The organism is Bradyrhizobium dasycarpum (genome assembly GCF_042019905.1).
Lineage (GTDB): Bacteria > Pseudomonadota > Alphaproteobacteria > Rhizobiales > Xanthobacteraceae > Bradyrhizobium > Bradyrhizobium japonicum_B.
Genome location: NZ_CP169574.1, coordinates 577366 through 586657 on the forward strand (window position 1 = coordinate 577366; position 9292 = coordinate 586657).

Sequence of the window (9292 nt, forward strand, 5' to 3'; positions counted from 1 at the left end):
GTTGCTAATACCTTTCTGGAACGACTCTTAGGACGCTTCGCGAAATCAGAGCCCCGTAAACCCGGCCGGTAAGGAGAACTGAGCATATGGACGTTTCAGCGCAACACGACGCCGGCAGCAACGCTCACGTCGCCGAAGTCGGTGAGATCATGCAGGCGATCGCCGAGCACAAGGGCTGCGGCACCACCGGCGGCAGCGGCAAGGCCAGCTGCGGATCGCAGGCCGGGCAGGGTGATCTTCCGACCGAAATCTGGGAGAAAGTGAAGAACCATCCCTGCTACAGCGAGGAAGCGCACCATCACTACGCCCGCATGCATGTCGCGGTCGCGCCGGCCTGCAACATCCAGTGCAACTACTGCAATCGTAAATATGACTGCGCCAACGAATCGCGTCCTGGTGTCGTCAGCGAGAAGCTGACGCCCGAGCAGGCCGCCAAGAAGGTGCTGGCGGTCGCCTCCACCATCCCGCAGATGACGGTGCTCGGGATCGCCGGCCCCGGCGATCCCTGGCGAACCCCGAAAAGACGTTCAGGACCTTCGAGCTGATCTACAACACGGCGCCTGACATCAAGCTCTGCCTGTCGACCAACGGCCTGATGCTGCCCGATCATGTCGACACCATCGCGAAATACAATGTCGACCACGTCACCATCACCATCAACATGGTCGATCCCGAGATCGGTGCGAAGATCTATCCCTGGATCTTCTACAAGCACAAGCGCTACACCGGCTACGAGGCCGCCAAGATCCTGACCGATCGGCAGCTCCAAGGCCTGGAGATGCTCACCGAGCGCGGCATCCTCTGCAAGATCAACTCGGTGATGATCCCCGGGATCAACGACCAGCACCTGGTCGAGGTCAACAGGGCGGTGAAGTCGCGCGGCGCCTTCCTGCACAACATCATGCCGCTGATCTCCGCGCCCGAGCACGGCACCGTATTCGGCCTGAACGGGCAGCGCGGCCCGAGCGCGCAGGAGCTGAAGGCGCTTCAGGATTCCTGCGAAGGCGAGATGAACATGATGCGGCACTGCCGGCAGTGCCGCGCCGACGCCGTCGGTCTGCTCGGCGAGGACCGCAGCGCCGAGTTCACCACCGAGAAGATCATGGCCATGGAGGTCAAGTACGACGCCGAGACCCGCAAGGCTTATCAGGACAAGGTCGAGGAGGAACGTGTCGCCAAGGTCGCGGCCAAGCAGGAGGAGCTTGCCGAGCTCGCAGGCAAGTCCAGCGACATCAAGGTGCTCGCTGCGGTCGCGACCAAGGGCTCCGGCCTGATCAACGAGCACTTTGGCCACGCCAAGGAGTTCCAGGTCTACGAACTCTCCACCGCAGGCGCCAAGTTCGTCGGTCATCGCCGCGTCGATCTCTACTGCCAGGGCGGCTACGGCGAGGAGGACAGCCTCGAGACCATCATCCGTGCCATCAACGATTGCCATGCGGTGTTCGTCGCCAAGATCGGCGGCTGCCCGAAAGGCGACCTGATCAAGGCCGGTATCGAGCCGGTCGATCAGTACGCCCACGAATATATCGAGAAGTCCGCGATCGCCTGGTTCAAGGCCTACCTCGACAAGGTCAATAGCGGCGAGATCGAACACGTGGAGCGCGGCGATGCCGCCATCCGCCAGGGCGCGCTGATCTCGGCGGCGTGAGGAGGAATCGATGCCGTTCAAGATCATCGCTTCGCAGTGCACGAGCTGCTCGGCCTGCGAACCGGAATGTCCGAACGTCGCGATCCGCGAGAAGGGAGGAACGTTCGTGATCGACCCGAAGAAATGCACGGAGTGCCTGGGCCATTTCGACGAGCCGCAATGCGTGGCGGTCTGCCCGGTCGACAACACCTGCGTCATCGATACGTCACTGCCGCGCTATCAGGCGCCTGCTTGAGGGGGAAAAGGAGATGAACTTCACGATCACACCGGCGGCGCAAAAGTTCATGCGCATGATGCTCCGGGTCGACGGCGGCGCGGGCAGCGGCTTCCGTCTTGCGGTCAGTCCCGGCGGCTGTTCAGGCCTTGCCGCCGACATTAGCGTGCGTGCCGAGCCGCAGGCCGGAGATGCCGTGGTCGAGCGCGAGGGCGTCAAGCTGTTCCTGCCGGCCGAGAGCCGGCTGCTGCTCGACGGCGTCACCATCGACTTCGCGGATACGCCGACCCAGACCGGGCTGGTGTTCCACGATCCGAAGCAGGTCTCCTGCGGACACCACTGAGCAGCACGATGCCCGACACGTCTGTCAGCCCACAGGTCGAGTTCAACGAGGCGCTCGTCACCGGCGCCCTGCTCGGGCGCGGGCTGCCGAGCGCGGCGGAGCATCATTTGTGGGAAGCGGGTCAGTCCTATCATCTGGACGACATCGCGGAACGTCACTTGCGTGAGGCCGAGGCGATTGCCCCCGGCCACGCCGCCGTCCTGATCGGCCTCTATCGTTTCTATTTCTACAAGGGACGTCTTGCCGAGGCGCTCGAGGTCGCGCGGTGTTGCCTGCGCAAGGCGGCCGAGGAGAACGATCTTCCCACCGATTGGCGCAGCGTACGTGCGGGCGATGCCGAGTTCGGCCGCTACGAGAACATTCTCGCGCGCTTCTTCCTGTTCTCGCTGAAGGGCTACGCTTACTTGCAGATGCGTCTCGGCGAGACCGAGGAGGGGCGGCGCGCGGTCCTGAAGCTGCTGGAGCTGGATCCCACCGACAAGATCGGCGCCGAGGTGCTGCTGGGCGTGCTCGAGCGGATGGGGCAGGACGATGACTGACGACATCGGCGAGGCCCGCGACTGGCAGGGCAATCAGGTCGACTGCAGCGGCTGCACGCATCTGGCGCTGAACGGCGTCGGTGGCTGCCGGATCAGGCATGCCTGCGTCAACGATCGCTACGCACGCCGCATCGACCGCTTCTTCGACTGGAATCCGGGCCTTGCCGACGCTTATCTCGGCCACCCGCATTTCGAGGTGCGCGCGATCGCCGCAAAGTCCGCGAATCTGTTCCTGCTGCCGCCGCTGCTCGGCGACGCCGACGAAACCGTGCGCTGGAATGCGGTCCGCCGCCTGCCCAGGCGCTATGCGCTGCAATTGCGCGCGGATCCGCATCGCGAGGTGAGGATGCGGGTGGCCACCCTGATCGACGGCGATGATCTGCTGCCGATGGCATCCGACGAGGATTACTACGTCCGTCTCGTCGTCGCACGCAGGCTGGCGCCGCTGCTGCTCGGCCGGATGATCGATGACGGGGAGGCGGAGGTCCGACGCGTCGTGGCCCGCCGTGTTCCCGATGAATGGTTGCTCGGCATGGTCGCCGACCGCGATGCCGCCGTGCGGCTCGAGGTCGCGCGGCGCCTGTCGCCGGAGCTGCTGGCGCTGATGCATCGCGATCCCGACTGGCGCATCCGGTACGAGGTCGCAAGCCGAGCGGCAGCCAGCGAGCTCATGGGGCTCGTCGAGGACCAGGACGGCCTGGTGCGCGAAGTCGCGCGGTCGCGGGTCGCCGTGAGGCTGGAGCGAGGAACGGGAGCCTCCCTATGAGCAACATCGTGCGCGACAGCGACGTCGTCGAGCTGACGGCCCCGCCGTTCTTCTCCTTTGGGGAGAAAGTGCGGGCCAGACGCACCATCCGCAACGACGGCACCTATGCCGGCAAGGAGATCGGCGACATCCTCGCGAGGAAGGGCGAGATCGGCTACGTCGTCTCGATAGGAACCTTCCTGCAGCAATTCTACATCTATGGCGTCGAATTCCTCGACAGCGGCAACCGCGTCGGGATGAAGCGCAAGGAGCTCGACCCCGTCACCCCACGCGATGCGGTTGAGGACATTCCGCTGCCGGAGGCTGCATCATGATGATCGAACCCAAACTGCCGAAGTACCAGTGGGGCCAGCGCGTGAAGGCCGCGGTGGACCTGCACAATGACGGCTCGTTTCCCGATACGCCGGCCGACAGCCTGCTGGTCGGGGTGGGTCACACCGGGGAGATCGTCCAGGTCGGCCGGCATACGGAGGCGAACTTGCCGATCTATCTCGTCGAGTTCGGCGAGCGGCTGGTGGTCGGCTGCCTCGAAGAAGAAATCAGCCCGCTCTAGGGATGCCACGATGAATGCCGCGGTGCTCAGACAGCCGGATGCAGACTTGCCCGCGCATCCCAACGAGCTCGATCGCAGGCGGATCGAGCGCGCACTCGGATCGCGCAGGCGCTATCGCTACGTCTCGCCGATCGTCAAGGGCGTGACCGGCGGGTATCTCGTCGAGAGCCCCTGCTGCTCGCGCAACATCGACGCCGACGGCGGTGTCATCGACGTCGCGCTGCTGCATCACGATGCGGTGGGCGCGAGCTGGAAGCTCTTCCGTAAGGACCACAAGAGCGGTGCCTGGGAGCTGCACGGCGTGCACCAGCGGTTGGCGTCGGCGACGGAGATATTGAATGCCGATCCCGAGCGCGTGTTCTGGCAATAGCAGGAGGTTGGTAAGATGGGGCTTGCGGCAAACGAACTGACCGAGATCGAGCGGATGCTCGCGTCACCCGAAGCCGCGACCCAGCTCTATCCTCGAGCTGCGCCGGAAATTCCCCGACCTCGCCTGGATCCGCTGCGACGCCTCGGATGTAACGGAGACCCCGTACCGCAGCTGCGGCGCGTTCGACCTGCATTTGCTCGACAGCGCCGATCATTGTGCGCAGATCACGAACGATCCCGCACGTGCGACCGGGATCGTGCTGGTGAGTCGGGCGGCCGCGTCATGACCGAGCCTGCTCTCGCTTACGACGACGTTGCGGACGAGGGCGATGCGTCCGTCGCCACGGGCCACGACGTCATTCCGCTCTCCGACCCCGACGTCACGCTGGCGGAGATCGGGGCGGTGGACGCCGTGCTGCGCTCGGCGCGGCTCTCCAGCGGCCGGCTGGCTGAGGAGTTCGAGGCGGCGTTTGCCGCCTATGTCGGCCGGGCCTACGCGATTGCGGTACCGAGCGGCACGATCGGCCTCATGCTCGCGCTGAAGGCGTACGGCATTGGCGCAGGTGATGAGGTCATCGCCTCGTCCTATTCGTTCCGCGAGACCGCGCATGCGATCAGCCTCGCCGGCGCACGGCCCGTATTCGCCGACATCGACTATTGGTCGGGGACGCTGGCGCCGCAGAAGGTGGAAGCGTGCATCGCGCCCACGACGCGGGCCATTCTCGCCGCCAACACCAACGGCCATCCGGCGCCGTGGTCGGAGCTGCGCGACATTGCGGACCGGCACGGCCTTCTCCTGCTGGAGGATTCCACCGAGGCGATCGGCTCGCGCTACAAGGACAGGTTGGTCGGCAGCTTCGGCGACATCGCCGTATTCGATTTCGCCCAACCCTCGCTGCTGACCTGCGGCGAGGGCGGCATGGTCGTCACCGACGACATCGACCTCGCGGTGACCTTGCGCCGTCATCGCTCGCACCGGCTGAGCGAGCGATCTTCCGTCGTGGTGAGCTCAACGGCGTCCCATCAGGCCGGGATCAGCGATCTTGCGGCCGCGCTCGGGCTGGCCCAGCTCAGGCGCATCGACGAAATCATCGAGCGTCGGCGGCTGGTCGAGCAGCTCTATGCGACGCATGTGCAGTCGTTCGAGGGCATCAAGCCGCCTTATGTCGCCTCCGACGTGACCGAGGTGAATTGGTTCCTCTACGTCGTGCATCTCGGCACGCGTTTCACCCGCTCCAGCCGCGATGCCATCGCCGAGGACCTCCGGGTCGAGCAGGTCGAGGCTGCGGCCTACAGCCATCCGCTGCATTTGCAGCGGCACTATTTCGATCTCGGCTGTCGCCGCGGCGATCTGCTCGTGACCGAGAAGATCGCCGATCGCGCCATCGCGCTGCCGTTCCATCCCCATCTCACCGACGGCCAGATCGAGTTCATCGTCGAGACCATGAAGGACGCCTCGATCAACGTCGGCGCGGGCGCGGCGATCTACTGAACCATGAAACCGTACAATTGAAAGGATCGAGATCATGACCACTCTGACCGTCATGCCCGAGGGCAAGACCATCGAGGTTTCGGAAGGAACGACACTCCTGGCGGCACTGCTCGGCGCCGAGATCGCCATCCCGCACAAATGCGAGGGCCAGGCCAAATGCGGCTCCTGCCATATCTTCGTGCACGAGGGGCGCAAAGGCCTGTCGAAGATCGCGCGGCTCGAGAACGAGAAGCTCGACACCATCGTCGGTGTCAGCTCGAAGTCGCGGCTCGCCTGCCAGGCCGCCGTCCTCGGCACCGAGGATGTCAGGATCGAGCTGCTCGGCTTCTCGTCGGGCCTATGAGCAGGATTGGAACGATGGACGCGCAGAACATCATTCTTCACGCCCGGTTTGCGCCGAACGGCACCGTGGTCGAGATCGGCGAACGGCCCGAAGGTCCTCACGCCGCAGGCCTGGTTCGATTTCCTGAGCGACAAGGCGGGCGATGTCTACCAGACCTTCGCGGGCGGGCGGGGCGTGTTCCGACTGACTCGCGCCGAGCTGACGGCGCTAAAGCAGGCAGCCGCGCCGGCGGCGGCCTGACCGGCGAGGGACCATGGGCTTGGATGAGATCGATGTCTTCGTCATTTGCACCAGCGACGAGATCGAGCGCGGCGGCGCCAGGGCATTCAACCTGTCGCGCATCGACGTGTCGGGCGAGAGCCGGCCGTTCCCGATCGTCGTGATCCGGACCCACGACAACGCTTATGTCGGTTACGTCAACGCCTGTCCGCATGACGGGGTCTGGCTCAATATCGGCAGCGGCGACTTCTTCACGCAGGATCGCGCCTTTCTGAAATGCGGCCGTCACGGTGCCACGTTCGAGATCGACAGCGGGCTGTGCATCGACGGTCCCTGCAACGGCCGCAACCTTCAGCCGATTGCGCTGGCGATGGTCGACGGCGAGGTCTGCCTGTGCGGCGAACGGCTGGTCGAAGACGACCGCCCCTTCGGCGGCTTCGACGACAACGACGAAATCATGGACATCATGATCCATCCGGATTAGGGGGCAGGCGTGACCGTCGCCCAACTGCTCGACCGACTGCAGCGGCTGCCGCGAGATGCCGTCGTTCTGATGGAGAGCGGCCACGGATTGTCGCGCGTCTCCACGCTGGAATTTGTCGCCGATCAAGGCCCCGGGGCGCCGGCGGAGGTTATCCTGTCGCCGAGCATGGATGAGTGAGTGCGCGGAACGGAAGGAATTGGCATGAGCGATACGGCGATCACGGTTTCGATGTTCGAACGGATCGGAGGCCCTGTCGTCATCGACCGCCTGGTGGAGAGCTTCTATCGTCGGATGGACGCGTTGCCCGAAGCCGCCGGCATTCGCGCCATGCACGCGGACGACCTCACATCGACCAAGCAGGTGCTGAAGCGCTATCTCTCCGAGTGGACCGGCGGGCCAAAGCTCTATTCGCCGGAGAAAGGCCATCCGCGGCTGCGCCAGCGCCATATGGGTTTCCCGATCGGTGGCGCCGAGCGCGACGCCTGGCTGCTGTGCATGCGCGGCGCGCTGGGGGAAACGGTCGCCGACGAAGCGGCGCGCGGCGAGCTCGATGCCGCATTGACCAAGCTCGCCGATTGGATGCGCAACCAGGCGGGCAATCCGCACGATGCGCGGGGGAGGCACGGCTGACGCGGCGCGCCGTCAATCCGATAGTGGCAGGCCGAAAAACTCCTCGTCCGCGGCGCCCCACGCCTTGTGCAAGGCAAGGCCGCTCTGCCACCGTGTCAGCTCCGTCTCGTTCGCCAGCCGGTGCGTGATCTTGCCCTCGGGCTTCTCGGCCAGCAGAAAGCTCCTGCCGTTACGAATGAAGCGGTTGAGGTCCTTGGCGTCGGTGGGCCGCACGACGCAGCGCGGCGCATCGTCGACGAGGATGGTGGTCGGCAGCATCTCGTGCGGTTCTCCCTGAGTGCGCTTTAGAAGAGGCCGAGCTCGAGCTTGACGTCGTCGGTCATTCGCGAGGAGTCCCAGGGCGGATCGAACACCAGCCGCACCGCCACCTGCTCGATGCCGCCGACCTCGAGCACGGCCTTCTCGACCCAGGTCAGCATCTCGCCGGCGACCGGACAGCCCGGCGCGGTCAGCGTCATGTCGACCTCGACCAGGCCGTCGTGCTTCGGCTCGATCCGGTAGATCAGGCCGAGGTCGTAGATGTTCACGGGGATTTCGGGATCGTGAACCGTCCGCAGCGCGGCGATGACGCTCGCGATCAGCGTCTCGTTGTCGGCAAGCTCGGTTGTCGTCATCGCCACCTCACTGCAGCCCCTCGGCGAGAGCCGCAACGACCGGCCAGCCGACCGCGCCTGCAGGGTCGAGCCGGCGCAGGGCGGCGAGCAGTTCGCGTGCCTGTCTTTGTTCGCCCTTGCGCAGATGGATGAAGGCGAGCGCCTTCAGCGTGTAGAGCGCGAAGCGGCCGGCGCCATCGGGCAGCTCGGCCCGGGGCTGCCAGCTTCGCCAATCCGGGCTCCAGCCGGCCTGGTGTGCGGCTTCACTCAATCCGCGCTCGGCGATGCCCTGGGCCTCGTCGAGCCGGCCGCGATAGGTGTGGGTCTTGTAGAGACAGAAATAGACGGCGAGCTCCGTCGGCGCGGCATCCAGGGCCTGGCGGAAGATGCGGTCGGCCTCGAGCGGGTCGCGCCGATAGCTGACCACGCCCTGCTGCAGCAGCGAGTCGATTTCGGGTGCGAGCTCACCGAAATTGATGCCATCGGAATCGACAAGGACGGCCGTCATGTACCGCCCACCATCGTCGGGATGCGGCACCGATTGCCAAATCTGCTGGAGTCTGTGCGAGACAATTCGGGTTCCTCGTCTGGCGCATGGAATACGGATGCAACCTTGCAAAGCAAAAGCCGGGCCGAATGAGAGACGCCGCGAAGGCGCGTGGTTTCGAGGCGCCGCGAGGCAACGTCGCCGTGCTCGGAACAGGACCCGTCGTGTTCGTCACGTCGCCGACACCCACGCGCGCGGCGTTGTCGCAAGTCGGACATCGCGGCGGCGCCAGGCGCGCAAGTCCCTCCGAACGCACGTGTTGCCAAACTGGTTTGACGCTTGCATGGAGCGGCGAGTGGATCAGGAGTGTGCGACATGGCGATGGCGGGACCGGACATTGAGCGATTGATCAGAGAGGCGTTTCCGGACGCCCACGTGATCGTGACCGACCTCGCCGGCGACGGCGATCACTACGGCGCGCGCGTGGTCTCGCAGGCTTTTGCGGGCAAGAGCCGGATCCAGCAGCACCAGATGGTCTACGCCGCCCTGAAGGGACAAATGGGCGAGGCGCTGCATGCGCTCGCGCTCGAGACGGCGGTGCCGAAATGACTA

At 65.3% G+C, this 9292-nt stretch carries 17 protein-coding genes and 2 pseudogenes; 16 read left to right on the top strand and 3 right to left on the bottom strand.

Annotated elements, in window-relative coordinates; translation table 11 throughout:
• The first annotated feature begins 86 nt into the window (after positions 1-86).
• The 15 genes and pseudogenes from nifB (at position 87) to ACETMP_RS02960 (ending at position 7600) form a co-directional block, all read left to right on the top strand.
• A pseudogene (gene nifB, locus ACETMP_RS02890) lies at positions 87-1648 on the top strand (nitrogenase cofactor biosynthesis protein NifB).
• A 10-nt stretch (positions 1649-1658) separates the two neighbouring features.
• Positions 1659-1883 carry a 4Fe-4S binding protein gene (locus ACETMP_RS02895; protein ID WP_025037807.1) on the top strand — a complete coding sequence of 75 codons (225 nt, stop codon included), beginning with the start codon at positions 1659-1661 and terminating at the stop codon, positions 1881-1883.
• Between the two features lie 13 nt (positions 1884-1896).
• Entirely contained in the window at positions 1897-2205 is a 309-nt protein-coding gene (locus ACETMP_RS02900; RefSeq protein WP_028137103.1) for an iron-sulfur cluster assembly accessory protein, read from the top strand.
• Between the two features lie 8 nt (positions 2206-2213).
• Positions 2214-2744, top strand: a complete 531-nt coding sequence (locus tag ACETMP_RS02905) for a hypothetical protein (protein ID WP_375159836.1) — start codon at positions 2214-2216, stop codon at positions 2742-2744.
• Positions 2737-3510 carry a 4Fe4S-binding leucine-rich repeat protein gene (locus tag ACETMP_RS02910; protein WP_375159837.1) on the top strand — a complete coding sequence of 258 codons (774 nt, stop codon included), beginning with the start codon at positions 2737-2739 and terminating at the stop codon, positions 3508-3510. The genes ACETMP_RS02905 and ACETMP_RS02910 overlap by 8 nt, the downstream gene beginning before the upstream one ends.
• Positions 3507-3824: a nitrogen fixation protein NifZ gene (locus ACETMP_RS02915; protein WP_375159838.1), complete on the top strand. Its 318-nt coding sequence runs from the start codon at positions 3507-3509 to the stop codon at positions 3822-3824. The genes ACETMP_RS02910 and ACETMP_RS02915 overlap by 4 nt, the downstream gene beginning before the upstream one ends.
• The gene (locus ACETMP_RS02920; RefSeq protein ID WP_028137099.1) at positions 3824-4063 is read left to right on the top strand and encodes a nitrogen fixation protein NifZ; all 240 of its coding nucleotides are present in this window, start codon (positions 3824-3826) and stop codon (positions 4061-4063) included. Before ACETMP_RS02915 ends, ACETMP_RS02920 begins: the two co-directional genes overlap by 1 nt.
• 10 nt (positions 4064-4073) lie before the next feature.
• Positions 4074-4433 (top strand): hypothetical protein, encoded by a 360-nt coding sequence (locus ACETMP_RS02925; protein WP_375159839.1) that lies wholly within the window; start codon positions 4074-4076, stop codon positions 4431-4433.
• Between the two features lie 127 nt (positions 4434-4560).
• Complete coding sequence (locus tag ACETMP_RS02930) at positions 4561-4719, top strand: hypothetical protein (protein ID WP_375161825.1); 159 nt, start codon at positions 4561-4563, stop codon at positions 4717-4719.
• Positions 4716-5924 (top strand): DegT/DnrJ/EryC1/StrS family aminotransferase, encoded by a 1209-nt coding sequence (locus ACETMP_RS02935; protein ID WP_375159840.1) that lies wholly within the window; start codon positions 4716-4718, stop codon positions 5922-5924. The genes ACETMP_RS02930 and ACETMP_RS02935 overlap by 4 nt, the downstream gene beginning before the upstream one ends.
• A gap of 34 nt (positions 5925-5958) precedes the next feature.
• On the top strand, positions 5959-6267 hold the full coding sequence (locus tag ACETMP_RS02940; protein WP_375159841.1) for a 2Fe-2S iron-sulfur cluster-binding protein: 309 nt from the start codon (positions 5959-5961) through the stop codon (positions 6265-6267).
• Positions 6268-6281: 14 nt separating this feature from the next.
• A pseudogene (locus tag ACETMP_RS02945) lies at positions 6282-6507 on the top strand (hypothetical protein).
• A 13-nt stretch (positions 6508-6520) separates the two neighbouring features.
• Complete coding sequence (locus ACETMP_RS02950) at positions 6521-6970, top strand: Rieske (2Fe-2S) protein (RefSeq protein WP_375159842.1); 450 nt, start codon at positions 6521-6523, stop codon at positions 6968-6970.
• Between the two features lie 9 nt (positions 6971-6979).
• Positions 6980-7147 carry a hypothetical protein gene (locus ACETMP_RS02955; protein ID WP_375159843.1) on the top strand — a complete coding sequence of 56 codons (168 nt, stop codon included), beginning with the start codon at positions 6980-6982 and terminating at the stop codon, positions 7145-7147.
• 24 nt (positions 7148-7171) lie between these two features.
• On the top strand, positions 7172-7600 hold the full coding sequence (locus ACETMP_RS02960; protein ID WP_028137093.1) for a group II truncated hemoglobin: 429 nt from the start codon (positions 7172-7174) through the stop codon (positions 7598-7600).
• A gap of 12 nt (positions 7601-7612) precedes the next feature.
• Here ACETMP_RS02960 and ACETMP_RS02965 read toward each other — a convergent pair whose 3' ends face one another.
• The 3 genes from ACETMP_RS02965 to ACETMP_RS02975 are packed head-to-tail and all read right to left on the bottom strand — an operon-like array spanning position 7613 to position 8701.
• Positions 7613-7858 carry a hypothetical protein gene (locus ACETMP_RS02965; RefSeq protein WP_028137092.1) on the bottom strand — a complete coding sequence of 82 codons (246 nt, stop codon included), beginning with the start codon at positions 7856-7858 and terminating at the stop codon, positions 7613-7615.
• Between the two features lie 26 nt (positions 7859-7884).
• Positions 7885-8214 (bottom strand): iron-sulfur cluster assembly protein, encoded by a 330-nt coding sequence (locus ACETMP_RS02970; protein WP_375159844.1) that lies wholly within the window; start codon positions 8212-8214, stop codon positions 7885-7887.
• Between the two features lie 7 nt (positions 8215-8221).
• Positions 8222-8701 carry a hypothetical protein gene (locus ACETMP_RS02975; RefSeq protein ID WP_375161826.1) on the bottom strand — a complete coding sequence of 160 codons (480 nt, stop codon included), beginning with the start codon at positions 8699-8701 and terminating at the stop codon, positions 8222-8224.
• A gap of 354 nt (positions 8702-9055) precedes the next feature.
• On the opposite strand from ACETMP_RS02975, the gene ACETMP_RS02980 reads away from it, so the two are divergent.
• Positions 9056-9289 (top strand): BolA family protein, encoded by a 234-nt coding sequence (locus tag ACETMP_RS02980; RefSeq protein ID WP_375159845.1) that lies wholly within the window; start codon positions 9056-9058, stop codon positions 9287-9289.
• Positions 9290-9292: the final 3 nt, after the last annotated feature.

Coding starts and splice junctions, on each gene's coding strand:
- ACETMP_RS02965 (WP_028137092.1), bottom strand. CDS start 7,858: ATGCTGCCGACCACCATCCTCGTCGACGATGCGCCGCGCTGCGTCGTG.
- ACETMP_RS02900 (WP_028137103.1), top strand. CDS start 1,897: ATGAACTTCACGATCACACCGGCGGCGCAAAAGTTCATGCGCATGATG.
- ACETMP_RS02940 (WP_375159841.1), top strand. CDS start 5,959: ATGACCACTCTGACCGTCATGCCCGAGGGCAAGACCATCGAGGTTTCG.
- ACETMP_RS02970 (WP_375159844.1), bottom strand. CDS start 8,214: ATGACGACAACCGAGCTTGCCGACAACGAGACGCTGATCGCGAGCGTC.
- ACETMP_RS02915 (WP_375159838.1), top strand. CDS start 3,507: ATGAGCAACATCGTGCGCGACAGCGACGTCGTCGAGCTGACGGCCCCG.
- ACETMP_RS02960 (WP_028137093.1), top strand. CDS start 7,172: ATGAGCGATACGGCGATCACGGTTTCGATGTTCGAACGGATCGGAGGC.
- ACETMP_RS02910 (WP_375159837.1), top strand. CDS start 2,737: ATGACTGACGACATCGGCGAGGCCCGCGACTGGCAGGGCAATCAGGTC.
- ACETMP_RS02975 (WP_375161826.1), bottom strand. CDS start 8,701: ATGACGGCCGTCCTTGTCGATTCCGATGGCATCAATTTCGGTGAGCTC.
- ACETMP_RS02980 (WP_375159845.1), top strand. CDS start 9,056: ATGGCGATGGCGGGACCGGACATTGAGCGATTGATCAGAGAGGCGTTT.
- ACETMP_RS02950 (WP_375159842.1), top strand. CDS start 6,521: ATGGGCTTGGATGAGATCGATGTCTTCGTCATTTGCACCAGCGACGAG.
- ACETMP_RS02905 (WP_375159836.1), top strand. CDS start 2,214: ATGCCCGACACGTCTGTCAGCCCACAGGTCGAGTTCAACGAGGCGCTC.
- ACETMP_RS02935 (WP_375159840.1), top strand. CDS start 4,716: ATGACCGAGCCTGCTCTCGCTTACGACGACGTTGCGGACGAGGGCGAT.
- ACETMP_RS02920 (WP_028137099.1), top strand. CDS start 3,824: ATGATCGAACCCAAACTGCCGAAGTACCAGTGGGGCCAGCGCGTGAAG.
- ACETMP_RS02895 (WP_025037807.1), top strand. CDS start 1,659: ATGCCGTTCAAGATCATCGCTTCGCAGTGCACGAGCTGCTCGGCCTGC.
- ACETMP_RS02925 (WP_375159839.1), top strand. CDS start 4,074: ATGAATGCCGCGGTGCTCAGACAGCCGGATGCAGACTTGCCCGCGCAT.